Here is a 24,180-nt window from a genome sequence, read left to right on the forward strand (position 1 = left end):
GCAGTTCCTCTCAGCCCCGGACGCGGACGCGCTCCGGGTCGTGGATCGGCGTGCGGACGACGACGGCCGTGCCGCCCTCGTCCCCGAGGCGCAGCTCGGTGCCGATCCTCGCGGCAGGGGCGGCGACGCGAGCCAGTGCGAGGGTCGCACCGCCGAGCGCTGGCGAGGGTACCGCCATCGTGACGAAGCCGACGTCCGCCCCGTCCTGGAGCAGTCGGGCCCCGTCGGCGGCGTCGGGCTCGCAGTCGAGGGTCACCGAGACGACGCGGGTGCGGACGTCGTCCTTGAGCGCCAGCAAGGCCCCGCGCCCCTGGAAGTCGGGCTTGTCGAGGTCGACGGCCCAGCCCATCCTGCACTCGAAGGGTGTGCTGGTCTCGTCGTACTCCAGCTCGCCCATGATCATCCCCGCCTCGACGCGGACCTGCATGAGCGCGGCTGCCGCCGCCGGCTGCACTTCGAGGTCCTGGCCGGCCGCGAGGACCGCGTCCCAGAGCTCGAGAGCTCGCTCCACGGGGACCATGACCTCGTAGCCGAGCTCGGCGGTGAAGCCCATGCGGTTGACGTGCGCGGGAATCCCGGCGACCTCCATCGCCGGGTCGAACGTGTAGTAGGGAAATGCCTCTTTCGACATGTCGCGGTCGGTCAGGCGCTGGAGGAGCGTGCGACTCCGAGGCCCCTGCACCGAGAGCACGGCCAGCGTGTCGCGGATCTCGTCGACCTGGACGTCGCGTCCGGTGCCGGCGGACTCGAGCGCCTCGCCGGTTGCCGGGTTGCCGCCGATGATGCGCACGTGTCCGTCGTCGATCACTGCTGCAGTGACATCGTCGAGCATGTGGCCGTCCGGCGAGACCACCACGCCGTAGGCGATACGTCGCGGGCCGAGGTCGCGAAGGTTGCGTGAGAAGACCGCGTCGGCGACGGCGAGCGCGTCGGCTCCCGTGAGGTCCCACTTGTAGAGCATGGAGAACTCGAGAACGGCGACCCGGTTGCGGATGGCGTCGTACTCCGTCTCCGGGTCCGCGTACCAGAGCGGTACGGCGAAGCCGTAGACGTCGATCACTTCGCCGGCGGACTCAGGGAAGCGCGGCGAGAAGGGGGTCGAGCGAAGCTCGTCGGTCTGGATGGTCACGAGATCTCCTCGGTCGGGCGGTCAGCGGACCGCGATGGGAAGTGCGGTGATCGAGCGGATGAAGTCGGAGTGGTCGTGGGTCACCGGGCCGGTGAGCTCGAGCGCTGTGAACCGCTCGACCAGGGCCGTGAAGACGACGTGTGCCTCGGCTCGGGCGAGCACCTGTCCGGCGCAGCCGTGGATGCCTCCGCCGAAGGCGAGGTGCTTGCTGAGGTCCACGTCCCGGTCGAGGCGGAAGCTGTCCGGTTCCTCGAAGACCTGGGGATCGCGGTTCCCGGCACCGATGAACAGGACCAGGACCTCTTGTGCAGGGATCTCCTGCCCGTCGAGGGTGATCGGTTCGGTGGTGGTGCGTACGACGAACTGTTCGGGGGTGTCCAGCCGGAGCGTCTCGTTGACGATGGCCTCACGCTGCTCGGGGTGGTTCCGGTACGCGTCGAAGATCTCGGGGCGTCGCGCCATGAGCTCGATGCCGTGGGCGATGAGATAGGTGATGTCGAGGTGCCCCACGGCGAAGAGCAGCGTGGTGGAGGCGATCACTTCGTCGTGCGACATCGTTCCCTCGTCCTCGAAGCCCAAGAAGGCGTCCAGGAGCCCGTCGCCGGGCTGCCGCCGCTTGTCGGCGATCAGGCGCTCGATGTGGCCGACGAACCAGTCGAACGCCGCGGCAGTTCGGGCCGCCTCGGCCTCCGTCGGAGCGAGACCGAGGCTCTTCCCGAGGTCGTAGGTCGCTTGGCGCACCTTGGCCCCGTCGGTGTCGGGGACGCCGAGCAGGTGGCTGATGGTGGCGAACGTGATGGGGAAGGCCAGGTCGCGGACCGCATCGAACCTGCGCGGGCCCGCTGCGATCGCGTCGAGCCGGGAGTGGACCTCGGCACGCGTGATGTCGGTCCAGGTCCTCACCGCCTTGGGGGTGAACCATCGGCTGTGGGTGCGCCGCACGCGGGTGTGCTTGGGCGCGTCGGCGCCCAGCATGCTGTCGTGCAACGGGCCGGCGGGGCCGTAGTCGAGCTCGGCGACGCCCAAGGTCCGGTCGTAGAGCAGGTGCCGGATCGCGTCGTAGGAGGTGATCGCCCAGAACCCGTCGGGATGCCGGTGCACCGGATGCTGCGCCCGCAGCGCCGCGTAGAACGGATAGGGATCCGTCCGGTACTCCTCGGTCAGGTACGGCAGCGGGTCGGCCGTCGGCTGCAGGGTCGTCATGGCCGCTCCTCAGGCCGCCGCGGTGACCACGTCGGCCAGGACCGCTTCTGCCCACGCGATCGCGGAGGCGACCAGGTCGTCACTGCTCGACGCGTCATGACGACCGAACTCTCCGAAGCGCTCGGCACCGAGCGCGTCCAGTCGCTCGGCCACCTGGTCGCCGCCGAGGCTGTAGGACTCTGCGTAGCTGCTGTCTCCGAGACCGAAGATCGCATAGCGGACTCCCGTCAGGTCCGGCCGCTGCGTGTGGAGCGCCTCCACGAACGGCTGGGCCGAAGCCGGTAGCTCGCCGTCACCGTAGGTGGAGCAGAGCACCAAGTAGACGGTCGACGAGACAAGGTCACCGGGGTCGAGGTCGTGGAGGTCGACAGCCCGCGCGTCACCGAGCGCGGCGACGATCTCCTCGGCCGCCATCTCGGCATTGCCGGACTCGGTCCCGTACAGGACGTCGATGCTCATGCTGGTTCTCCTTCGAGGTGGTTGAGGTGGGGCCGGGCCAGCTGCAGCAGCGCCCGGCGGTCGGTGACCTTGTTCCGGATGCGCCCGTCGGCTGCGGTGGCCCGTTCGTAGCGTTCGATGGCGTGCCAGCCGCCGAGATCCGTGGCGGGCAGTGCCATGAAGCAGCGGTGCGGATCGGACCGGACCGGCGACGATCGCCGTGCCTCGAGGTCGTCCACGAGGAGTCCTGCGACGACGCGGGCATCGGCGCGCGCCTCGGGGATGGTTCCGCGAGCGCCGCGCCGCGCCCATCCCACGCAGTACAGTCCGGCGGCGAGCCGTCCCGCGTCGGCCGGGGCGTCGTCCGGGACGAGCGCGGCCGGGCCGGTGAACCCGATGGCTGAGACGACGACGTCGGTGGCGACGGGACGCTCGGTGCCGGTGGCGTCGGCGAAGACGACCTCTTCCACCCGGGCAGCGCCCTCCATCCGCAACGGGGTCCAGCCGAACCTGAACCGCACCGTCACCCGGTCGCCGCGTCCCTGCCTCTCCTCGAGATGACGCAGGGCGGCGGCCTGAGGGCTTGCATCGGCGCTGGAGAGGCCAACGATCTCGAAGGTCGCTCCCCCGATCTGGGCCAGCTCCTTGACCATGGCCGGGTCGAACCTCGCCTGATCCACCGTTCCGCGGCCGGCCACGACGAGCTCCTCCACAGGGACGGCGGCCAGCGCCGATGCCACGTTGCCCGGCAGGTCGCTTCCCACGAAGTCGCTCTCCGCCTTCGCGAGCAGACGCACGACGTCGATGGCCACGTTGCCGTTGCCGATGACCACGGCGCGGCGGCAGAGGAGGGGAGCTGCGTCGCTGACGTCCGGATGTCCGTTCGCCCACCGGGTCAGTCGGCCGGACGGGATGACACCGGGCAGGTCCTCCCCCGCGATGCCGAGGCGCCGATCGCGGTCCAGGCCGGTGGCGATGACGACGGCATCGAAGCTCGAGCGAAGGGCTTCGAGGCTGATGTCGATGCCGACGTCGACATTGCCGACGAAGGCGACGTCCGGGTGGGTGAGGACGCGGTCGAACTGCCGGGCGACGGACTTCGTGCCCTGGTGGTCGGCGGCGACGCCGTACCGGACAAGGCCGAAGGGGACCGGGAGACGCTCCACGAGCGTGATCCGCACTCCGGGGAGGGTCTTGAGGAGGGCCTGGGCGGTGTAGCAGCCAGCAGGGCCGCTCCCGACGATGGCGACCTGGACGGTCATCTCAGGCCGCCGTCTCGACAGCGACTTCGACCGCGCCCGCCCCTGCCCGGCGCCTGAAGGCCGTCGAGACCAGCCAGCCGAGGAGAGTCACCGCAGGCACCGACCAGAGCAGGACGTCACACGTGGTCGCACTGCCGCCGGTGAGGGTCTGGAAGTTCCTCACGATGATGAAGAGCTCGCCGAGCATCAGCACCACCGAGGCAGCTGGGGCCGCGACGGTGCTCCAGGCGTTGGAGTGCACGCGGTGGGCCCGGAAGTAGCGGATGATCGAGACGGAGACGAGCACGTACAGGACGACCAGTGCCGCGACGGCGGTCCCGCTGAGCCATCCGAACAACGTCGCGACGGGGTTCTTGTCGCCGATCATGAACCAGGCCATCACCAAGACGACCGTGAGCGACTGGACGGCAGCCGCGACCGCGGGTGCCTGGTGCCGGTTGGTGCGGCTGAGCTGCCGGGGCAGCTCGTCGTGCTCGGCCATGGAGTGCAGGTACCGGTTCACGATGTTGTGGAATGCCAGCAGGCCGGCGAGCAACGAGGTGCACAGCAAGACGGACGTCAGGTCCGCGGCCCAGCCGCCGAGCACGCTGCTGATCGGCACGAGCACGAAGTTGCCGGGGTCCGTGGCGAGTGTGTCGAGCGCCGCCCCCTGCGCGCCGCTCGCGCCGTAGTACGAGATGAGCACCCACATGATGAAGGCGAAGAAGACCGCGATCAGGCTCACCGAGAGGTAGGTCGCGCGGGGAACCGTGCGCTGGGGCTCCCGGGCCTCGCCGGCGTAGATCGCCGTGGACTCGAACCCGAACATCGACGCGATCGCGAACAGTACGGCGATGCCCGGCGCTCCCGCGGTGATGGCCTGCGGGCCGAAGCTGGCGGCGAGGTCGAAGCCGTGCGGGGCACTGCCCCGGACGATGACGCCGATGGCGAAGGCCAGCAGGATGGCCACCTCGGCGCTCACCAGCACTGCCATCACCCGCGCCCCCACCTCGATGTTGCGGCAGCCGAAGGCATAGACCAGGGCGACGGTTGCCAGCACGATCGCCCACCACGCCACGTCGACGTGCAGGTACCGCGAGATCAGGCCGCTGGCAGTCGCCCCGAAGAGCCCGTACATCGCGGCCTGGATGGTGTTGTAGGTGATGAGCGCCAGCCAGGAGCCCGCGCGGGCCATGCTCACACCGAGGCCCGCGCGGATGAGCGCGGAGAAGCCGCCGACGCTGTCGACGTAACGGGTGATCGTCGTGAAGCCGACCGCGAAGAGGATGATCACGAGGCCCACGACGAGGTAGGCGCCCGGCGCGCCGGCGCCGTTGCCAAGGGCGACCGCCAACGCCGCCGCGCCGACGATCCCGGTCAACGGCGCCTGGGCGGAGAGGACGAAGAAGAGGATGCCGACCACGCCGACAGCGTCCTTGCGCAACGCAGTGGTGGACCGAGTGGGTTCGGCGACAGACATGTACACCCCGCAGAGGTTCGATCGAAGGACTAAACTAGCCAGATGACAAGTTCTGGGAACAAGTAACGCGGATCACATCGAACTTGTCAAGTGGCTAGTTTGCTTCGAGTCGCATCTCTGCACCACGCGCGGCGGGGACGCCTCTGCCGGACGGTTCGATAGGTTGATGGCGATCAACGAGGAGCACCATGAGCAACGAGTCATCCCGCGCCGTGCAATACGGCGGAGGCCGCGAGGCGCTCCTGGAGGCGACGATCCGGGTGGTGGCGCGCGCAGGGTTGCGCAAGGTGACCAACCGAGCCGTGGCCGAGGAAGCGGGTGTCACGCACGGCTTGGTGAGCCACCACTTCGGGAACCGCGACAACCTCATCGCCGAGGCGTTGAGGTACGTCCTCGACCGGAGCCTGGACCGGTCGACGCTCGAGTCCGGAACGGGCTCCGTCGACGACTTCGCGCGGACACTGGTGGAGATGGCGACCGGCGACGCGGACGGGCAGGCATTCCAGTACGAGCTGATCCTCGAGAGCCGCCGGCGGCCAGAACTGCGACCACTGGTGGCCAGCCTCTACGGCACCTATCGGGATGCCACTCGTCGCGAGCTGGCACGCATCGGGCTGGCCGACACACCAGGTCTGGACCACGCCGTGTTCGCGGCCCTCGACGGGCTGGTCTTCCAGGAGCTCGCCGATCCCGACCCGGAGCGGATGCAGTCGGCACTCGATGCCCTGCACGACCTGCTCCGCTCCGCCACTGGTTCGCTCGCGACAGCTGCCACGGCGCGCGCCGCCCAGGGGTGACAGCGCGCCGAACGGGTCACTGGCTCATCCCACCGGCCGGCCGTAGCTCGACGAGCGCGACACACGGCCTGGACAACGCAGAAGGCCGGATCCTGTCGGATCCGGCCTTCTGTGTCTCGGTGGAGGTGAGGGGACTCGAACCCCTGACCCCCTGCATGCCATGCAGGTGCGCTACCAGCTGCGCCACACCCCCGGAGTCATCGCTCCGCCCGAAGGCGGGGCAACGACGGAAATACTAGCCACACCCCCAACCCAAGGTGAAATCGGGGGGCGGTTTCGAGGCTCGCTGCGCTCGCACCTCAACCACCGAGGACCGCTCCGCTCGGTCCTCAACCACCGAGGTTGTACGACGCCAGCGCCCACTGCCCCGTCGAGCGCTCCTCGAGCACCACGCGGGCGCAGTTGCCGAGGGCGCGCAGGTCGTGGGCGAGCTCGCGGGGCCAGCCGAGGAAGCCGACCAGGCCGGAGCGGGTGGCGGCTCCGTGGGAGACCGCGACTCCCGTCTCGCCGGGACCGAGGGCGGCGGCGAGGTCGGTGACCGCGGCGGTGAAGCGATCAGCGACCTCACGGGTGGTCTCGGCGCCGGGGATGGCGTCCCACTCGCCGCGCTGGAACAGCGCGAAGGCCGCGGGGTCGCGGGCGTCGAGCTCGGCGTGGGTGAGGCCCTGGTACTCCCCCAGGCGGAACTCGCGCAGGCGCTCGTCGTACGTCGGCACCAGCCCGGCCTCCTTGGCGATCGTCTCCGCGGTCTGCCGGGCTCGGGCCAGGTCGCTGGACCAGACCAGGACCGGGTCGAGGGCGGCGATCACGGGCGCGACGGCTCGGGCCTGCTCGAGGCCGGTGGCGTCGAGCTCGACGTCGAGCTGTCCCTGGATCCGGCGCTCGGCGTTCCAGGCGGTCCGTCCGTGGCGGACCAGGACGATGCGGCGGGCGGTCACGCCACGGGACCGTGGACCTCGGCGGGGAGGTCGATGGTCGGGCAGTCGCGCCACAGCCGCTCGAGGGCGTAGAACTCGCGCTCCTCGGAGTGCTGGACGTGGATGACGACGTCGCCGTAGTCGAGCAGCACCCAGCGGCCGTCGCGGTGGCCCTCGCGGCGGATCGGCTTGGCCTCGAGCTCGCGGAGCTTGTCCTCGATCTCGTCGACGATGGCGCGGACCTGACGGTCATTGGCGCCGGTGGCGAGCAGGAAGGCGTCGGTGATGGCGAGCTGCTCGCTGACGTCGAAGGCGAGCTGGTCCGTCGCGAGCTTGTCGGCCGCGGCGAGGGCGGCGGCGTGGACGAGCCGGACGGCGTGGTCGGTGGCGGTCATGCGGTTTCCGTTCCGGGTGCGGCCGAGTAGAGGCCGTGCTTGGTGATGTACTGGACGACGCCGTCGGGGACGAGGTACCAGACCGGCTGGCCGGCCCGCTGTCGCTCGCGGCAGTCTGTTGACGAGATCGCCAACGCGGGGATCTCGACCATGGTGACCCGGTCGTGCGGGATCCGGGCCAGGGTGGCCGGGTCCATCTCCGACCCGGGCCGGGTGCAGCCGACGAAGTGCGCCAGCTCGAAGAGCTCGTCGGCGTCGCGCCAGCTGAAGATGTCGGTCAACGCGTCCGCACCGGTGATGAAGTACAGCTCCGCGTCGGGCCGCAGTGAGCGCAGGTCGCGCAGGGTGTCGCCGGTGTACGTCGGCCCGCCGCGGTCGATGTCGACCCGGCTGACCGTGAACCGCGGGTTGGCGGCGGTCGCGATGACCGTCATCAGGTAGCGGTGCTCGGCGGGCGCGACCTGCCGGTCCGCCTTCTGCCACGGCTGGCCGGTGGGCACGAAGACGACCTCGTCGAGATCGAACCAGCCCTGGACCTCCGAGGCGGCGACGAGGTGGCCGTGGTGGATGGGGTCGAAGGTGCCGCCCATCACGCCGATCCGGGTGCGGCGCGGCGCGTCCGTCACCGATCCACCACTGTCTGCCTCGGGCTCAGCTGTGGTCGCGGCCGCCGCCGAACCAGACGAGGCCGAGGAGCAGGAAGAGGAGGAACGCCAGCACGCCGCCACCGATGAACCACGGGTTCACGGCGGGCTCGCCGTGCTCCTCCGCGGCGCGGGCGACAAGGAGGGCGACCTGGCTGATCTGGCTGAGCATGGCGGCATGCTATCGAAAGACCGGCGCCCGGGATCCATCGCGGGGTCTCGTGACGCTCGCTGCGCGAGCGCGCCGAGCCGGATGACTCAGTGGACGGCGAAGTCGACGCCCAGGAACAGCAGGGTGAAGCGCACCGTGCGGCCGAGGAAGACGGTGGGCACGAACACCCACATCGGCATCTTCAGGATCCCGCCGATGGCCGCCATCGCCAGCAGCGGCGGGATGCCGGCGGAGGCGGCGAGGAACATGATCGCGGCGGCGTACCAGGGACGGCCCTGCATCCGCTGCATCCACTTGTCGTAGGACGCCTTGATCTTGGGGCCGGAGAGCTTCTTCTGGGCCCACTTCGACTCCGAGCCGCGACGAGCGGCCTCGTAGACGATCACCTTGCCGACGGTGGCGCCGGCACCGGCGGCGATGCCGAGCGAGATGGCGGTCGCCGTACCGGCCTCGGCGGCGCCGGCCCCGAGGATGTAGACCTCGATGGGCAGGAACGGGAGAAGGGCGGACGCGATGCTGAAGGCGAACGTCGTCAGCCACAGGATCATGCTGCCGGGGCCCCTTCGGGGCGGGCCTCGCGCGTCGGCACCGGCAGCCCGAGCTGGAGCAGCCAGCGCAGCGAGACGCACTTGAGCACGAGCAGCCCGATCGCGATGACCGTGCCGAGCCACACCCACCCGCTGACCAGCAGGATGACGGCGAAGGCGCCGGAGTTGGCGGCCTTGCCGATGCGCGACCAGTTCCACAGGTAGATCCGGCGGTCGATCACGTGGAAGTAGTTGGGGCTGCGGATCGGCCAGGCGAGGAAGGCCAGCGACAGGTACATGTCGATGACCATGAACTCGAACAGGTAGATCGCGATCGGGATCCCGATCCACTTCATCGGCTCGTCGCTGATCCATCCGCCCGGCTGCAGCCACACCAGCCCGACGTACAGCGCGCCGCAGCTGAGGCGGTCGCACATCATGTCGACGACTGCGCCCATCCGGGTCTCGCAGTCGCGCCAGCGCGCCCACTCGCCGTCGATGCTGTCGCCGACCCAGTAGGTGACCAGGCCGACCACGATCAGGGTCAGGCTGTGGTCGTACGCCGCCCACACCGCGATCGCGAGCGTGATGACGGTGCGGATGAACGTGATCACGGTCGCCCCGGTCAAGAGACGCTCGACCGACGGGTCGGCGTAGATCCGGTCCGGGGAGCCTGCCATGCCGCGAAACCTACCCCGTTGCCGGAAGTGTCCTGACGCCAGACCCCCTGTGACTCGCAGGGATTCACCGACCGTCCACCTGGCGCTCCTAGCCTGGATCCGTGGCTGGCCACCTACTACGCGACACCGCCCATCCACGGATCCAGGCGGCCTCGCCATCGTGATCTGGCTGGCGGTGGTGTTCGCGCTCGCGAGCGCGCTGACGACGGCCGTGTCGACCTCGACCCAGCACCTCGCCGCGCCGCGCGCCCCGTTGGTGGCACTGCTACTGGCAGCGGTGCTCGGTCCGGTCGGCTTCACCTTCCACGTGCTCGCGCTCGACCATGGCCCGATCGGGCTGGTCCAGCCGATCGCGATCCTGGGGATCGTGCTCGCGGTGCCGCTCCGCGCGGCGCTGGCCCGGACCCGGCCCGGTCGCGGCGAAGTGGCCGCGGTGGCGGTGACGGCGCTCGCGATCGCCGCGCTGCTGCTGGCCACCGACGCCCGCGAGAGCGCCGCGCCCCTCGATGCCGGGCAGCTGGTCGTCGCGGTCGGCGCCTGCGCGGTGGTGGCGGTGCTGCTCATCGCGGTGGCGGTCGGCGTACCGCACCCGACGAGCCGGGCGTTCCTGTTGGGCAGCGCGTCGGGGGTGCTGTTCGCGCTGATGTCCGTCCTCGTCGAGGCGGACCGGCTGTACGCCGTGCTCGCGGTCTGCGGCGTCGGCGGGGTGGTCGTCAACCAGCTCGCCTACCGGGCCGCGCGCCTCTCGGCGTCGATGCCGGTGCTCAACGTCGTCAATTGCCTGCTCACGCTGGGTTTCGCGCACCTCGTGCTCGGCGAGGTGCCCCACCGGACGCCGGTCTCGACCGCGGTGTCGGTCCTCGCGATCGCCGCGATGGCGTGGGGGTTGTGGAGGCTGGCGTCAGCGGACGTGGCCGTCGCCGATGACGACGTACTTGGTCGAGGTCATCTCCGGCAGGCCCATCGGGCCGCGGGCGTGCAGCTTCTGGGTGCTGATCCCGATCTCGGCGCCGAAGCCGAACTCGCCGCCGTCGGTGAACCGGGTCGACGCGTTGACCAGCACCGCGGCTGAGTCGACCTCGGCCACGAAGCGGCGCGAAGCGGCGAGGTCCTCGGTGACGATCGCGTCGGAGTGACCGCTCGACCAGGTGCGGATGTGCTCCAGCGCCCCGTCGAGGTCGGGTACGACGCGCGCGGCGATGTCGAGTGAGAGGTACTCGGTCGCCCAGTCCTCGTCGGTGGCCGCGACGACGCCGTCGAGGGCGCCGAAGGCGGCGTCGCCGTGGATCGTCACGTCGGCCTCCTGCAGCGCGGCGACGACGCGCGGCAGGAACTCCCCCGCGACGTCGGCGTGCACGAGCAGCGACTCGGCGGCGTTGCAGACGCTGGTGCGGTGCGTCTTGGCGTTGAGCACGATGGCGAGCGCCTTGTCGAGGTCGGCCGCCCGGTCGACGTAGACGTGGCAGTTGCCGACGCCGGTCTCGATCACGGGGACCGTGGACTCGTTGACGACCGACTGGATCAGGCCCGCTCCCCCGCGCGGGATGAGCACGTCGACCTGGCCACGCGCGCGCATCAGCGCCTTGACGCTGTCGTGGGTGTCGCCGGGGACCAGTTGGACGACGTCGGCCTCGAGGCCGGACGCGGAGACCGCGTCCCGCAGCACGGCCACGATGGCAGCGTTGCTCGAGCGGGCCGAGGACGAGCCGCGCAGCAGGACGGCGTTGCCGGACTTGAGGCAGATGCCCGCGGCGTCGGCGGTCACATTGGGCCGGGCCTCGTAGATCATGCCGACCACGCCGAACGGGACTCGCACCTGCCGCAGCTCGAGGCCGTTGGCCAGCACGCTGCCGCGCACCACCTCGCCGACCGGGTCGGCCAGCCCGGCGACCTCGCGCAGCCCCTGGGCCATGCCCTCGAGGCGCTCGGTGGTGAGACGGAGCCGGTCGATGATGTTGGGCGGCGTGCCGTCGGCCTCGGCGCGGGCGACGTCCTCGGCGTTGCCGGCGAGGATCTCGTCGGCACGGGCCAGCAGGGCGTCGGCCATGGCGTGGAGCGTGGCGTCCTTCTGGGAACGCGTCGCGAGCGCCAGCGAGCGGCTGGCGACCCGGGCGCGCTGGGCGACCTCGCGGACCTCGACCTCGGCTGTCATGGCACCAAGTCTAGAGAGGGTCAGCGACAGGGCCGCGACGTCGGCCGGATGCCGGGCCGGTGGGTGATCCGGGTGCTGGCGAACATCTTCTGCCACTGGGTGTCGTACGCCGCGACCGCGGCCGGGTCGTGCACCTCGAAGGTCACCTCGTCGCTGCTCAGGCCCGGCGGCGACCAGTTCTCCGAGCCGGTCCAGACCACCTGGGTGCCGGCGCCACGGAAGGTGCCGTCGACGGTGACGTACTTGAGGTGGGAGTAGCAGCGGGCCCCGAAGACCATCTCGTCGCCGGCGGTCGACAGCTTCTCGCCCCAGTCCCAGTCGGCGATCCGGACCGGGATGCCGGCCTTCTGCAGGATCTTCACGACCGGCCCGCTCACGACCGAGCCCACGACGGCGATGTCGCAGCCCTCGGCCCGCATCGAGGCGAGCTCGCGGGCCAGCGCCTCGCCGCGCCCGGCGTACCAGGCGTACATGTTGACCCGCACCACGCTGTGTCCCTGCCCGTCGCCGAAGCCGCCGGGCGCGGCGCAGTCCACCCGGCGCAGCCGCCGCAGCTGGGGGTCACCGGTCGCCGCCCGTGCGACCCGGACCCGCTGGAAGTCGGCGCCGACGGTCTCGCTGTCGTACTCCAGGTGCCGGGGCTCGGCCGTCCGGTCGCGCTTGAGCTGCTCGAACACCTGGGTCCACGCAGCGAACAGCGCGTCGTCGTTGCTGAAGGTGAGCGCGTCGTTCCACTGGCCCGCCGCGGCGCCGTACCCGAGGTTGCTCGAGCTGCTGATCACCACGGAACGGGCCGCGCCGGACTGGCTGAACGAGTAGACCTTCATGTGCAGGTTGCCGGTGCGCGAGCCGTTGCGGCAGGCACTGGTGCAGATGTGGAGGAAGCTCTCGGCCTTGCGGTTGGCGCCGAGCCGCGCCCGGAGCCCGCGGATGGTCCGGCCGACGATGTTGTCGTTGACGACGATCTGCACGTGGACGCCGCGCTTGTGCGCCTTGAGCAGCAGCCGAGCGGTGTCGTTGCGGTCGATGTTGTACGTCGCGATCCGGATCGTCGAGCCCGGCGGGGCGTGCCGGATGGCCGCATGCACCTGCCGGACCACCTTGGTGCGCGCCTTGAAGCCGCCCATCGGGTTGTTGAACGTCGGCCCGGTCGTGGGCTGCCAGGTGTCGTCCGCGGTGGCCGCGGGCACGGGTGCGACGAGCAGGGTGGCGAGCACCAGGAGCAGCGCGGCGACGGTCTTCACTCGAAGAACACTAAGCCACTTGATTTAATCGACCAAGGTGCGGGGTGAAAAGCAGCGCGGGACGCCGTACCGGAGTACGACGTCCCGCGGCCGGGTGAGCGGCTGGCTCAGCCCTTGCGCTTCTCGATCTCCGCGGTCACGGCCGGGAGGACGGCGTGGAGGTCACCCACGACGCCGAAGTCGACGAGCTCGAAGATCGGCGCCTCCTCGTCCTTGTTGACCGCCACGATGGTCTTCGAGGTCTGCATGCCGGCGCGGTGCTGGATCGCACCGGAGATGCCGTTGGCGACGTAGAGCTGCGGCGAGACGACCTTGCCGGTCTGGCCGACCTGGAAGGTGTGCGGCTTCCAGCCGGAGTCGACGGCGGCACGCGAGGCGCCGACGGCGGCACCGAGCGCGTCGGCGAGGCCCTCGACCGCGGTGAAGTCACCGCCGGTGCCACGACCACCGGAGACCACGATCGCGGCCTCGGTGAGCTCGGGGCGACCGGTGGCCTGGCGCGGCTGCGCGGCGACGATCTGGGCGGTCTTGGCGCCGTCGGAGATCGCGGCGGCGAACTGCTCGACGGCACCGGCGCCCGCGCCCTCCTCCGGGGCGGCGGCATTGGGCTTGACCGCGATGATCGGCGTGCCCTTGACGACCTTGGCGTCGACGGTGAAGTTGCCGGCGAAGACCGACTGGGTGGTGACGATGTCGTCACCGTTCACCTGGACGTCGACGGCGTCGGTGATCAGGCCCGAGGAGAGCTTGATCGCGAGGCGGCCGGCGATCTCCTTGCCCTCGGCCGAGGCCGGGATCAGGATCGCGGCGGGCGAGGTCTTCTCGGCGAGCTGCTGGAGCACCTCGGCCTTGGGGGCCACGAGGTAGCCCTTGATCTCGGCGTCGTCGACGACGTAGACCTTGTCGGCGCCGTACGCCTTGACGGCGTCGGCGGCGGCAGCGGCCTTGTCGGCACCGCCGATGAAGACGGCCGAGGGGGATCCGATGCGCTTGGCGATCGCGAGCAGCTCGTAGGTGGGCTTGCGGACCGCGCCGTCGACGTGGTCGACCAGAACGAGAACTTCAGACATGACTAACCGATCTCCTCTGGGGCTCTCAGATGAACTTCTTCGACGCGAGGAACTCGACCAGCGCAGTGGCGCCCGACCCGTCCTCGTCCTTGACGATCTCACCGGCGGTGCGCGCGGGGCGGGCGGTCACGTTGTCGACCTTCGTCCACGCGGCGTCGAGGCCGACCTCGGAGGCGTCCACGCCGATGTCGGCGAGGGTCAGCGACTCGAGCGGCTTCTTCTTCGCGGCCATGATGCCCTTGAAGGACGGGTAGCGAGCCTCGCCCGACTGGTCGGTGACCGAGAGGACCAGCGGCAGGGTGCCGCCGACGACCTCGGTGGCGGTGTCGCCGTCACGCTTGATGCGGACCTGGTCGCCCTGGGTCTCGACGACGGCCGCGAGGGTGACCTGCGGCAGGCCGAGGCGCTCGGCGAGCATCGCCGGGACGACGCTCAGGCCACCGTCGGTCGACGCGAGGCCACCGACGACGAGCTCCGGGACGCCGATCTTCTCGATCGCCTTGGCGAGCACCAGCGAGGTCGCCACGGCGTCGGAGCCGGCGATCGCGTCGTCCTGCACGTGGACGGCCTTGTCGGCACCCATCTGCAGCGCCTTGCGGACAGCGGCCTCGGCCTCGGCCGGACCGACGGTCAGCGCGGTGACGGTGATCTCCTCGTCGGCGCGCTTCTCCTTGATCTGGAGAGCCTGCTCGACGGCGTACTCGTCGAGCTCGGAGAGGAGACCGTCGACGCCGACGCGGTCGACAGTGTTGTCCGCCTCGAACTTCCGGTCACCCGTGGCGTCGGGGACGTACTTCACAAGGACGACAATGTTGGAGAGAGTCATGGTTGTGGCCGGACCGGCCCCTTCCTGTGCAACGTGAGCCCTGCCGCGTGATCGGGCAGGGAACAGCTCTGGTCCGCTGAGGACAGCGTCTCGCAGGCTACCGCCCGGTCACCAACGACGGGAACCTCGTCCACGTGGCGTCCGCCACAGGGAACCCGCCGGGGTCAGGGCCGGATGATCCGCTCGAGCACGCGCCCGACGACGAGGTAGACGACCGAGGCGAGGCCGTAGTTGAACAGCGCGGTCTTGACCACGGCGTTCTTGCCGGCGAACGCCTTCACCGGGTTGTCGAGGTCGAAGAAGCCCAGGTCGAAGACGTCGGCGAGGTCGCGGACCACCTTGACCAGGCTGTTCTTGTCGTTGGCCTCGAGCGCATAGGTGAACGCCGCGATCGCCAGGACCAGGGCGAGCGCCATGCACACCATCCACACGACGCGGGCGATGTTGTCGCGGACGCGGGCGGCGGTCAGCGAGCGGGTCGCCGCGGGCGTCGTCCGGCCGTGCTGGTCGGTGGCGCCGTCGGCCGTCGTGTTGTTGTCGTCACTCTTGCTCACCGGGCTCACCGCCCCTCGAAGGTGGCCTTGCCCGGGCCGTTCTCGATGAAGGACCGCATGCCGGTGCGGCTGTCCTCGGTGGCGAAGATCGCCGCGAAGCTGTGCCGCTCGACCTGCAGGCCGGTCTCGAGGTCGACCTCGAGGCCGCGGTCCACGCTCTCCTTGATCGCCCGCAGCGCGTACGGCGCCGCGGTGGCGAACGTCGACGCCCAGGCCACGGCCTCGGCGTAGACGTCGGCAGCGGGGACGACACGGTCGACGAGGCCGATCGCCAGCGCCTCCTCGGCCTTCACGAACCGCCCGGTGTAGAGCAGGTCCTTGGCCTTGCTGGGCCCGACCAGCCGGGGCAGCCGCTGGGTGCCGCCGGCACCCGGGATGATGCCGAGCAGGACCTCGGGCTGGCCGAGGACCGCGTTCTCCGCGGCGAAGCGCACGTCGGCGGCGAGCGCGAGCTCGCAGCCACCGCCGAGGGCGTAGCCGTTGACGGCCGCCACGACCGGCTTGGGGATCCGGGCCACCGCGTTGACGGCGTCCTGCAGCCTCTGCACGCGGTCGACCATGTCCGTGTAGGACATGTCGGCCATCTCCTTGACATCGTTGCCGGCGGCGAACACCTTCTCGCCACCCCACACGACGACCGCACGGACGTCGCTGCGGTCGGTCGCCTCGGCGGCGGCGAGCGCCAGCTCGTCCTGGACCTGGATGCTGATCGCGTTCATCGCCTTGGCCCGGTCGAGCCGAATGGTCCCGACGCCGTCGGCGACCTCCAAGCGCACGAACTCCGCAGTCATCTGCTCCCTCTCGTCACGGCGTACCGGGGCCCCGTTCTTGGGTCGGGACCCCGTCCCCGCCCCGCATTCTGCCGCGTCCGGACCGGCCGGGTCACCTGAACCCGGCACCTCGGCGCGCCGCAGGCACAATGGGGCGGGTGACCCCCGGCCTCTGGCGCACCCTCGGAGAGCGGGCCCCGGTGTGGCCCGGACGCAACTGGCCCCTCGGCGCGACCTGGTCGCCCGAGGCCACCAACTTCGCCGTGCACTCCCCCGCGGCGAGCGCCGTGTGGCTGTGCCTGTACGACGACGAGGCCGGCGAGCGCCGGCTGCCGCTGACCGAGCAGTCCCTCGGCATCTGGCACGGCGCCGTCCCCGACATCGCTCCGGGCACCCGCTACGGATTCCGGGTCGAGGGGCCGTGGAAGCCCGAGGAGGGCTTGCGCTTCGACCCGGACACGCTGCTGCTCGACCCCTACGGCCTGGCCGTGGCCGGCACCGAGGGCGACGCGCAGAGCGTGGTCGTGGACCCGGCGTTCGACTGGGGCGACGACACCCCGATGCGGCGGCGCTGGCGTGACACCGTGATCTACGAGCTGCACGTCAAGGGCTACACGAAGCTGCACGACCGGATCCCTTCCGAGCTGAGGGGGACGTACGCCGGGCTCGGACACCCGGTCGTGACGCAGTACCTCCAGGACCTCGGCGTAACCGCGGTCGAGCTGCTCCCGGTGCAGCAGTTCTTCTCCGAGCCGGCGCTGCTGGAGCGCGGGAGCGTGAACTACTGGGGCTACAACCCGATCGGCTACTTCGCGCCCGAAGCGTCGTACTCCTCGTCCGGCGACCGGGGCGGACAGGTCGCCGAGTTCAAGCAGATGGTGCGCTCGCTGCACGCCGCGGGCATCGAGGTGATCCTCGACGTCGTCTACAACCACACCGCCGAGGCGGGGGCCGAGGGGCCGACGTACTCATTCCGTGGGCTCGACGACCGCGGCTTCTACCGCCGGGTCCCGACGGCCGAGGGGTACGACGACACCTACTGGGACGTCACCGGCTGCGGCAACACGGTCGACTCCGAGGACCCGCTGGCGTTGCGGCTGATCCTCGACTCGCTGCGCTACTGGGTCACCGAGATGCACGTCGACGGCTTCCGGTTCGACCTGATGTCGGCGCTGACCCGCACCGCCGGGCCCGACGCGATCCCCGTCGACATGGCCTGCAAGCTGCTCATCGCGATCGGCCAGGATCCCGTGCTGCGCCACGTGAAGCTGATCGCCGAGCCGTGGGACACCTCGATGGACGGCTACCTCGTCGGAGGGATGCCGCCGCCGTGGGTGGAGTGGAACGACCAGTACCGCGACACGATCCGCGACTTCTGGCGCGGCCACTCCGACGGCACCCACGCCGTCGCCACCCGGCTGGCGGGCTCCTCGGACCTGTACGCCGACGACGGCCGCTCGGCGTACAACTCGGTCAACTTCGTCACGGCGCACGACGGGTTCACGGTGCGCGACCTGGTGTCGTACGACGCCAAGCACAACGAGGCGAACGGCGAGGACAACCGCGACGGCACCGACAACAACCGCTCGTGGAACCACGGCGTCGAAGGCGAGACCTCGGACCCCGAGGTGGTCGCGCTGCGGCGGCGCCAGGCGGCGAACCTGATGGCGACGCTGTGCCTGTCGAACGGCGTGCCGATGCTGACCGCGGGCGACGAGCGCGGGCGCACCCAGGGCGGCAACAACAACGCCTACTGCCAGGACAACGAGATCTCGTGGGTCGACTGGCGCGCCGACGACGCGTGGCTCGACGTCTACGAGGTGACCCGGGCGGCCCTGCGGCTGCGCCGCGAGCACCACGCACTGCGGCAACGGCACTGGTTCGAGGGCCGTCCTGCCATCGTCGGCGGCCCCAAGGACCTGGCCTGGCTACACCCGTCGGGGCGCGAGATGACCGACGAGGACTGGTACGACTCGACGTTGCGGACCATCGGGATGTTCGTGTCCGGGCGCCCGCTGCGCGAGCCGGGGCCGCACGGCGAGCAGCAGATCGACACCTCGTTCCTGATCTGGTTCCACGCCGGAGCCGACCCGGTCGAGGTGCACCTGCCCGACAACGACTGGGTGCACGCCGGCGCGGTCGTGCTCTCGACCGACCCGGACCTGGCCGCCGGCACCGAGGTGGCGGTCGGCGGGGTCGTGCCCATCGGCCCGCGATCGGTGGTGGTGATGCAGGAGGAGTCCTGAGCATGAGCCGCGATGGCCTAGGTTGTGGTCACCGTCACACCTATCTCGGGAGGTCACCCATGCCTCGATCCAGGACCGTCCTCGGCGCCGCACTGGCGTCGCTGGTCGCCATCGGGCTCACCGTCACCGCCGGCGTCGTACCGGCCACGTCCACCCCGCCCTCACCGGGCTCGCCCGCGGCGGCGCTGTCCGTCGCGGGCCGCGCACCGGACGCCGAGGGCGACATCCTCGACCGGGTCCGGAGCCTGCGCGGCGTCACCTCGATCACCGAGGCGGCCGCACCGGCCGGCTACCGGTTCTTCAAGATCACCTTCCGACAGCCGGTCGACCACCGCCACCCCGAAGCCGGCACGTTCGAGCAGCGGCTGACCCTGCTGCACAAGGACACCAGCCGTCCGATGGTGATGTACACCAGCGGCTACAACGTCTCGCAGAACCCCAGCCGCAGCGAGCCGACGCAGATCGTCGACGGCAACCAGCTGAGCATGGAGTACCGCTTCTTCGAGCCGTCGATCCCCGACTCCCCGGACTGGCCCCGGCAGCTGACGATCTGGCAGGCCGCCTCCGACCAGCACCGGATCATCCGCGCGTTCCAGCGGATCTACCGGGAGAGCTGGATCACCACCGGCGGCTCCAAGGGCGGCATGACGGCGACATACCACCGCCGCTTCTTCCCCGACGACGTCGACGGGACGGTGCCGTACGTCGCGCCGAACGACGTCGACAACGACCACGACGCCTACAACGAGTTCCTGGCGAACGTCGGCACCGACCCGCAGTGCCGGGCCGCCCTCACCGCCGTCCAGCGGCGGATCCTCGGGCCCGACCGGGCCTGGTTCCTCGAGCGCACCCGGGCCGATGCCGAGGCGACCGGTGACACCTGGGAGGTGCTGGGCAGCCTCGACCGCGGCATGGAGACGGCGGTCGTCGACCTGTACTTCACCTTCTGGCAGTACTCCCCGCAGTCCGCGTGCGCCGACGTACCCGGTCCCGAGGCCACCAACGAGGAGGTCTGGGCCTGGACCCAGGGCGTGGTGCCGCTGACCGGCTATCTCGACCAGGGCCTGCTCGGGACGCTCGCGTACTACTACCAGGCGGCCTATCAGCTCGGCTGGTACGAGGCCTACGAGGCGCCGCTGGCCGACGTCCTCCAGCACCCGGGCGGCTGGGGCGGGGCGAACTTCGTGCCCGACGAGCTCAAGCCGATCGCGTTCGACCGCCGGGCGATGGCCGACATCGACCGCTGGGTGCGGACCCGGTCGACCGAGATGCTCTACGTGTACGGCGGCAACGACCCGTGGGGCGCGGAGGCGTTCGAGTGCGGGCGACGCGCGGTCCAGCGGGAGTGCTCGGTGCACGTCGTCGCGGGCGGCACCCACGGCGCCCGGATCGCCCAGCTGCCCGAGGCGGAACGGCTCGCGGCGACCGCGCAGATCCTCGCGTGGGCCGGGCTCGGTCCGGACGACCGCGCGGCGAAGGAGGTCGCCGCGGACGGGCGCCCCGCCCACGTCCCCGGCCTCGACCGGCGCCCGGACTACCTGCGCCCGCCCGGGCGCTGACGCCTCGCGGGGTCAGGCCAGCGCCACGACCCCGAGCTCGGCCGGTGCGACCAGGAGCGGGTTGCGCGGCAGCACGCGGACCGTGTAGCCGAACGGACCGGACCGGCCGAGCTCGACGTCGCCGTCGAAGCGGTGGCGGCCGCCGTCGTACGACTCGACCAGGGTGAGTGGGACGGCGGCCGCGGCGACGATGTCGTCCTCGGCGTCGACCCGGCCGTGGACCAGCTGCACCTCGACGTCCTGGGGCGAGAGCTCCCCGAGTGCGACGTAGGAGCGGACGTGGAGGACGGCGCCGACCTCGGCGACATCGCCGATGCCCTCGGTCTCGACGTGCTCGACCCGGACGCCACCCCAGGCCCCGCGGACGTGGGCCTTCCAGGCGGCCAGGTCACGGGCGCCGTTCTCGACGGCTGCGAGCGCGCGGGCGTTGTGGGCGGCAGGTGCGTAGAGCTTCTCGACGTAGTCGCGGACCATCCGGGTGGCGAGCACCTTGGGGCCGAGGTTTGCCCAGGTGGCGCGCAGCATCGCGATCCAGCCCGCGGGCACGCCCTCGTGGTCGTGGTCGTAGAAGCGGGGTGCGACCTCGTTCTCGATGAGGTCGTAGAGGGCGGCGGCCTCGAGGTCGTCGCGCTGGTCGGAGTAGTCCTCCAGCCCGTCGGCGGACGGGATCGGCCAGCCGAACTCCGGCTCGTACCACTCGTCCCACCAGCCATCGAGGATCGACAGGTTGAGGCCGCCGTTGAGCGCGGCCTTCATGCCCGACGTACCGCAGGCCTCGTAGGGGCGCAGCGGGTTGTTGAGCCACACGTCGCAGCCCGGGTAGAGCGGCTGGGCGAGGGCGATGTCGTAGTTGGGCAGGAACACGATCCGGTGGCGCACGTCCTCGGCGTCGGCGAAGCGCACCAGCTCCTGGATCAGCCGCTTGCCGCCGTCGTCGGCGGGGTGCGCCTTGCCGGCGACGACCAGCTGGACCGGACGCTCGGGGTGGAGCAGCAGTGCCTTGAGCCGGTCGGGGTCGCGCAGCATCAGCGTGAGTCGCTTGTACGACGGCACCCGGCGTGCGAAGCCGATCGTCAGCACGTCGGGGTCGAGGGCGTCGTCGATCCAGCCGAGCTCGGCCGGCGAGGCACCGCGCTTCTCCCACGACTTGCGCAGCCGGCGGCGGGCGTCGTCGACCAGCCGCTGGCGCAGCGCGCGCTTGGTGCTCCACACCTCGGTGCCGGGCACCTTGTCGAAGGCCGCCCAGAACGCGGCGGCGTCGTCGCCGTGGTAGTCGGCGCCCTGCGCCTCCGCGAGCGCGGCGACCTCGGGTGCGACCCAGGTCGGGGCGTGCACGCCGTTGGTGATCGAGGCGATCGGCACCTCCGCCTCGTCGAACGCCGGCCACAGGCCGTTGAACATGCCGCGGCTGACGTGGCCGTGCAGCTGCGAGACGCCGTTGGCGCGCTGCGCGAGCCGGAAGCCCATCACCGCCATGTTGAACACACCGGGGTCGCCGCCGTCGTAGTCCTCGGCACCCAGCGCCAGCACCTGGTCGACCGGGACTCCGGGGGTGGCGCCGTGCTCGCCGAGGTACTGCTCGACCAGCGTGCGCGGGAACCGGTCGATGCCCGCCGGCACCGGAGTGTGGGTGGTGAAGACGGTCGAGGCGCGGCCCGCCTCGAGCGCGGCGGCGAAGTCGAGGTCGCTGTCGGCCGTGAGCTCGCGGATCCGCTCCACGCCGAGGAATCCGGCGTGTCCCTCGTTGGTGTGGAACACCTCGGGCGCGGGGGCGCCGGTGATCCGGGAGTAGGCGCGCAGCGCCCGCACGCCGCCGACCCCGAGCAGCAGCTCCTGGCGCAGGCGGTGCTCGGTGTTGCCGCCGTAGAGCCGGTCGGTGACGAGCCGGTAGGCCTCCGGGTTCTCCTCGACGTCGGTGTCGAGCAGCAGCAGCGGCACCCGGCCCACGCTCGCCACGAAGACCCGGGCGAGCAGGTCCGGGCCGTCGGGCATCCGGATCGCGATCGTCGTACGGCTGCCGTCGGGCTCGTGGAGCAGCGAGAGCGGCAGCTCGTCGGGGTCGAGGACGGGGTAGCTCTCCTGCTGCCATCCGTCGCGCGAGAGCGCCTGCTTGAAGTAGCCGTGGTGGTAGAGCAGCCCCACGGCGACGATCGGGACGCCGAGGTCGCTGGCGGCCTTGAGGTGGTCGCCGGCGAGGATGCCGAGGCCGCCGGAGTACTGCGGCAGCACGGCGGTGATGCCGTACTCCGGGGAGAAGTAGGCGATCGAGCTCGGCCAGGTCGCGTCCGGGTCGGCTGCTTGCGCGCGCTGGTACCAGCGGTCCTCGGTGAGGTACGACGCCAGGTCGGCTCGGGTCTCGGCCACCCGTCGTACGTAGTCGTCGTCGGCCACCAGCTCGGCCCACCGCTCCGCGCTGACCTCACCCAGCATCCGCAGCGGGTCGCGCCCAGACTCCTGCCAGAGACGGTCGTCGATGGCCTCGAACAGCGCCTGGGTCGGCGGGTGCCAGGACCAGCGCAGGTTGGCCGCGAGCTCGCCCAGTGAGGCGAGCGCGTCGGGCAGGACGGGGCGGACCGTGAACCTCCGGATCGCACGCATGGACCGACGTTAGCCAATCGGACTTGAACGATCCAATAGGCGGTGGCATCGGACGAGATAGATGTGACGCGGGGTTCCGCGTAACGCGGGCGTGCCCACCTCCGTTGTGGTGGTACAGACGGGCGGGGTGGAGTCATGGGGGCCGCCTCGCCCGTCGTACTTCTCGAGTACGGGGCGGGTGTTTCCGGCTCAACTACCGAATTCGTCGCTGGGCGCCGCCGTCGGTGACGAATTCGGTAGTTGAACCGCAGCGACCACCCGAGCCGCCGGAGGCGATCGGCCTAGGCTGGCGCCGATGACTACCGCACCCCTCCGCCCGGTCCCCGAGCACCAGCGCCACGTCGCCGCCCTCCTCGCCGCGGGGCACGGCCCGGACCGGCCGTGGCCGACCGAGACGGTCCCGCTCGAGCAGGCCCTCGGTCGGGTGCTGGGCGAGAGCGTCACCGCGCCGGAGCCGCTGCCGGCGTTCGACAACTCCGGGATGGACGGGTACGCCGTGCGCGCGGCCGACGTCGCGGGCGCGACGCCCGACACGCCGGTCCGCCTCAGCGTCGGCGAGGACATCCCGGCCGGGGCGCCGGTGGGTGAGCTGGCGCCGGGGACGGTGCGGCGGATCATGACCGGCGCGGCCGTACCCGCGGGTGCCGACGCGGTGGTCGAGGTCGAGGTGACCGACGGCGGGACCGAGACGGTCGAGATCCGCGAGGCGCGCGACGTGGGGAGCTTCGTCCGGACCGCCGGGTCCGACGTGGCGCAGGGTGCCGAGGTCCTGTCGACCGGTTGCACGCTGGGACCGGCCCAGCTCGGCGTCCTCGCCGCGTTCGGGGTCCGCGAGGTCGTCGTACGACGGCGCCCGCGGGTGCTCGTCGTGTCGACCGGGAGCGAGCTGGCCGAGGACCCCGCGCCCGGATCCGGCCAGATCCGCGACGCCAACGGGGCGCTGCTCGCGGCGGCGGTCGAGGAGGCCGGCGGCGTGGCGGTGCGCAAGCTGTGGGTCGAGGACGACGTACCGACCTTCCTGGCGCTGCTCGACGGCGAGCTCGCGGCGGGCGACGTCGACCTGGTCATCACCAGCGGCGGCGTCAGCGCCGGGGCCTACGAGGTGGTCAAGGACGGGCTGGGACCGCGCGGGGTCGAGTTCGTGAAGGTGGCGATGCAGCCCGGCATGCCGCAGGGCTCCGGCCTCCTGAACCAGAAGACGCCCATCATCTGCCTGCCCGGCAACCCGGTGAGCGCGCTGACCTCATGGGAGGTCTTCGTGCGGCCCGCGCTGCGGCTGGCGTTCGGGCACCCCCGCCCGCAGCGCACCGTCGTGCGCGCCACGCTCACCGAGCCCCTCCAGCCGCTGCGGGGCAAGCGCCAGCTGCGGCGCGCCCGCCTCGACCGCACCGCCGGGACGGTCGCGCCGTGGGGTCCCCCGGGCTCGGCCTTCCTCGGCTGGTTCGCCGGCGCCGACGCGCTCATCGACCTCCCGGCCGACGGCGCTCCCCTGGCGGCCGGCGACCCGGTGGACGTCTGGGACCTGGCGTCCGACTAGC

General features: G+C 71.2%; 22 protein-coding genes and 1 tRNA gene. 4 read left to right on the forward strand and 19 right to left on the reverse strand.

Going from position 1 to position 24,180, the window contains the following annotated elements:
• Positions 1 to 10: 10 nt before the first annotated feature.
• The 5 genes from FBY23_RS18525 to FBY23_RS18545 are packed head-to-tail and all read right to left on the reverse strand — an operon-like array spanning position 11 to position 5,434.
• On the reverse strand, positions 11 to 1,129 hold the full coding sequence (locus FBY23_RS18525; protein WP_141799487.1) for an aminomethyltransferase family protein: 1,119 nt from the start codon (positions 1,127 to 1,129) through the stop codon (positions 11 to 13).
• 21 nt (positions 1,130 to 1,150) lie between these two features.
• A complete protein-coding gene (locus tag FBY23_RS18530) occupies positions 1,151 to 2,332 on the reverse strand; it encodes a cytochrome P450 (protein WP_141799488.1) in 1,182 nt (393 codons plus the stop codon).
• A 9-nt stretch (positions 2,333 to 2,341) separates the two neighbouring features.
• Complete coding sequence (locus FBY23_RS18535; protein WP_141799489.1) at positions 2,342 to 2,791, reverse strand: flavodoxin family protein; 450 nt, start codon at positions 2,789 to 2,791, stop codon at positions 2,342 to 2,344.
• On the reverse strand, positions 2,788 to 4,032 hold the full coding sequence (locus tag FBY23_RS18540; RefSeq protein WP_141799490.1) for an FAD-dependent oxidoreductase: 1,245 nt from the start codon (positions 4,030 to 4,032) through the stop codon (positions 2,788 to 2,790). Before FBY23_RS18540 ends, FBY23_RS18535 begins: the two co-directional genes overlap by 4 nt.
• 1 nt (position 4,033) lies before the next feature.
• Positions 4,034 to 5,434: an APC family permease gene (locus FBY23_RS18545; protein ID WP_222117868.1), complete on the reverse strand. Its 1,401-nt coding sequence runs from the start codon at positions 5,432 to 5,434 to the stop codon at positions 4,034 to 4,036.
• Positions 5,435 to 5,679: 245 nt separating this feature from the next.
• On the opposite strand from FBY23_RS18545, the gene FBY23_RS18550 reads away from it, so the two are divergent.
• A complete protein-coding gene (locus FBY23_RS18550) occupies positions 5,680 to 6,288 on the forward strand; it encodes a TetR/AcrR family transcriptional regulator (protein ID WP_141799492.1) in 609 nt (202 codons plus the stop codon).
• Positions 6,289 to 6,408: 120 nt separating this feature from the next.
• On the opposite strand, the gene FBY23_RS18555 is transcribed toward FBY23_RS18550, so the two are convergent.
• The 13 genes from FBY23_RS18555 to FBY23_RS18610 form a co-directional block, all read right to left on the reverse strand.
• Positions 6,409 to 6,481: transfer RNA gene (locus FBY23_RS18555), tRNA-Ala, on the reverse strand.
• A 136-nt stretch (positions 6,482 to 6,617) separates the two neighbouring features.
• On the reverse strand, positions 6,618 to 7,226 hold the full coding sequence (locus tag FBY23_RS18560; RefSeq protein ID WP_160158288.1) for a histidine phosphatase family protein: 609 nt from the start codon (positions 7,224 to 7,226) through the stop codon (positions 6,618 to 6,620).
• Positions 7,223 to 7,600, reverse strand: a complete 378-nt coding sequence (rsfS, locus tag FBY23_RS18565) for a ribosome silencing factor (protein ID WP_141799494.1) — start codon at positions 7,598 to 7,600, stop codon at positions 7,223 to 7,225. The genes FBY23_RS18560 and rsfS overlap by 4 nt, the downstream gene beginning before the upstream one ends.
• Complete coding sequence (gene nadD, locus FBY23_RS18570) at positions 7,597 to 8,226, reverse strand: nicotinate-nucleotide adenylyltransferase (protein ID WP_260806083.1); 630 nt, start codon at positions 8,224 to 8,226, stop codon at positions 7,597 to 7,599. Before nadD ends, rsfS begins: the two co-directional genes overlap by 4 nt.
• 25 nt (positions 8,227 to 8,251) lie before the next feature.
• Complete coding sequence (locus FBY23_RS26250) at positions 8,252 to 8,416, reverse strand: hypothetical protein (RefSeq protein ID WP_174245230.1); 165 nt, start codon at positions 8,414 to 8,416, stop codon at positions 8,252 to 8,254.
• Positions 8,417 to 8,502: 86 nt separating this feature from the next.
• Positions 8,503 to 8,964, reverse strand: coding sequence for a VTT domain-containing protein (locus tag FBY23_RS18575; RefSeq protein WP_141799495.1), 462 nt, complete (start codon positions 8,962 to 8,964; stop codon positions 8,503 to 8,505).
• Positions 8,961 to 9,623: a CDP-alcohol phosphatidyltransferase family protein gene (locus tag FBY23_RS18580; protein WP_141799496.1), complete on the reverse strand. Its 663-nt coding sequence runs from the start codon at positions 9,621 to 9,623 to the stop codon at positions 8,961 to 8,963. The genes FBY23_RS18575 and FBY23_RS18580 overlap by 4 nt, the downstream gene beginning before the upstream one ends.
• A 901-nt stretch (positions 9,624 to 10,524) precedes the next feature.
• Positions 10,525 to 11,775 carry a glutamate-5-semialdehyde dehydrogenase gene (locus FBY23_RS18585; RefSeq protein ID WP_141799497.1) on the reverse strand — a complete coding sequence of 417 codons (1,251 nt, stop codon included), beginning with the start codon at positions 11,773 to 11,775 and terminating at the stop codon, positions 10,525 to 10,527.
• 20 nt (positions 11,776 to 11,795) lie between these two features.
• On the reverse strand, positions 11,796 to 13,019 hold the full coding sequence (locus FBY23_RS18590; RefSeq protein ID WP_141799498.1) for a phospholipase D-like domain-containing protein: 1,224 nt from the start codon (positions 13,017 to 13,019) through the stop codon (positions 11,796 to 11,798).
• A 107-nt stretch (positions 13,020 to 13,126) separates the two neighbouring features.
• The gene (locus tag FBY23_RS18595) at positions 13,127 to 14,089 is read right to left on the reverse strand and encodes an electron transfer flavoprotein subunit alpha/FixB family protein (RefSeq protein ID WP_141799499.1); all 963 of its coding nucleotides are present in this window, start codon (positions 14,087 to 14,089) and stop codon (positions 13,127 to 13,129) included.
• A 25-nt stretch (positions 14,090 to 14,114) separates the two neighbouring features.
• A complete protein-coding gene (locus tag FBY23_RS18600) occupies positions 14,115 to 14,915 on the reverse strand; it encodes an electron transfer flavoprotein subunit beta/FixA family protein (RefSeq protein WP_141799500.1) in 801 nt (266 codons plus the stop codon).
• Between the two features lie 164 nt (positions 14,916 to 15,079).
• A complete protein-coding gene (locus FBY23_RS18605; RefSeq protein ID WP_260806084.1) occupies positions 15,080 to 15,469 on the reverse strand; it encodes a hypothetical protein in 390 nt (129 codons plus the stop codon).
• Between the two features lie 5 nt (positions 15,470 to 15,474).
• The gene (locus FBY23_RS18610) at positions 15,475 to 16,260 is read right to left on the reverse strand and encodes an enoyl-CoA hydratase/isomerase family protein (RefSeq protein ID WP_141799501.1); all 786 of its coding nucleotides are present in this window, start codon (positions 16,258 to 16,260) and stop codon (positions 15,475 to 15,477) included.
• 137 nt (positions 16,261 to 16,397) lie between these two features.
• Between FBY23_RS18610 and glgX the strand changes: the two genes are divergently transcribed.
• Positions 16,398 to 18,485, forward strand: a complete 2,088-nt coding sequence (glgX, locus tag FBY23_RS18615) for a glycogen debranching protein GlgX (protein ID WP_141799502.1) — start codon at positions 16,398 to 16,400, stop codon at positions 18,483 to 18,485.
• A gap of 59 nt (positions 18,486 to 18,544) precedes the next feature.
• A complete protein-coding gene (locus tag FBY23_RS18620) occupies positions 18,545 to 20,044 on the forward strand; it encodes a S28 family serine protease (protein ID WP_141799503.1) in 1,500 nt (499 codons plus the stop codon).
• A gap of 12 nt (positions 20,045 to 20,056) precedes the next feature.
• On the opposite strand, the gene glgP is transcribed toward FBY23_RS18620, so the two are convergent.
• On the reverse strand, positions 20,057 to 22,642 hold the full coding sequence (gene glgP / locus FBY23_RS18625) for an alpha-glucan family phosphorylase (protein WP_141799504.1): 2,586 nt from the start codon (positions 22,640 to 22,642) through the stop codon (positions 20,057 to 20,059).
• 295 nt (positions 22,643 to 22,937) lie between these two features.
• On the opposite strand from glgP, the gene glp reads away from it, so the two are divergent.
• Positions 22,938 to 24,179, forward strand: a complete 1,242-nt coding sequence (gene glp, locus FBY23_RS18630) for a gephyrin-like molybdotransferase Glp (RefSeq protein WP_141799505.1) — start codon at positions 22,938 to 22,940, stop codon at positions 24,177 to 24,179.
• Position 24,180 lies beyond the last annotated feature (1 nt).

It is taken from the genome of Nocardioides sp. SLBN-35 (assembly GCF_006715725.1).
Taxonomy (GTDB): Bacteria; Actinomycetota; Actinomycetes; order Propionibacteriales; family Nocardioidaceae; genus Nocardioides.

Bases quoted from the DNA above. Each gene is read 5' to 3' on its own strand.
- FBY23_RS18610 (WP_141799501.1), bottom strand. From the start codon at position 16,260: ATGACTGCGGAGTTCGTGCGCTTGGAGGTCGCCGACGGCGTCGGGACC.
- FBY23_RS18540 (WP_141799490.1), bottom strand. From the start codon at position 4,032: ATGACCGTCCAGGTCGCCATCGTCGGGAGCGGCCCTGCTGGCTGCTAC.
- FBY23_RS18585 (WP_141799497.1), bottom strand. From the start codon at position 11,775: ATGACAGCCGAGGTCGAGGTCCGCGAGGTCGCCCAGCGCGCCCGGGTC.
- glgP (WP_141799504.1), bottom strand. From the start codon at position 22,642: ATGCGTGCGATCCGGAGGTTCACGGTCCGCCCCGTCCTGCCCGACGCG.
- FBY23_RS18595 (WP_141799499.1), bottom strand. From the start codon at position 14,089: ATGTCTGAAGTTCTCGTTCTGGTCGACCACGTCGACGGCGCGGTCCGC.
- rsfS (WP_141799494.1), bottom strand. From the start codon at position 7,600: ATGACCGCCACCGACCACGCCGTCCGGCTCGTCCACGCCGCCGCCCTC.
- glp (WP_141799505.1), top strand. From the start codon at position 22,938: ATGACTACCGCACCCCTCCGCCCGGTCCCCGAGCACCAGCGCCACGTC.
- FBY23_RS18530 (WP_141799488.1), bottom strand. From the start codon at position 2,332: ATGACGACCCTGCAGCCGACGGCCGACCCGCTGCCGTACCTGACCGAG.
- FBY23_RS18620 (WP_141799503.1), top strand. From the start codon at position 18,545: ATGCCTCGATCCAGGACCGTCCTCGGCGCCGCACTGGCGTCGCTGGTC.
- FBY23_RS18600 (WP_141799500.1), bottom strand. From the start codon at position 14,915: ATGACTCTCTCCAACATTGTCGTCCTTGTGAAGTACGTCCCCGACGCC.
- FBY23_RS18575 (WP_141799495.1), bottom strand. From the start codon at position 8,964: ATGATCCTGTGGCTGACGACGTTCGCCTTCAGCATCGCGTCCGCCCTT.
- FBY23_RS18535 (WP_141799489.1), bottom strand. From the start codon at position 2,791: ATGAGCATCGACGTCCTGTACGGGACCGAGTCCGGCAATGCCGAGATG.
- FBY23_RS18580 (WP_141799496.1), bottom strand. From the start codon at position 9,623: ATGGCAGGCTCCCCGGACCGGATCTACGCCGACCCGTCGGTCGAGCGT.
- FBY23_RS26250 (WP_174245230.1), bottom strand. From the start codon at position 8,416: ATGCTCAGCCAGATCAGCCAGGTCGCCCTCCTTGTCGCCCGCGCCGCG.
- FBY23_RS18550 (WP_141799492.1), top strand. From the start codon at position 5,680: ATGAGCAACGAGTCATCCCGCGCCGTGCAATACGGCGGAGGCCGCGAG.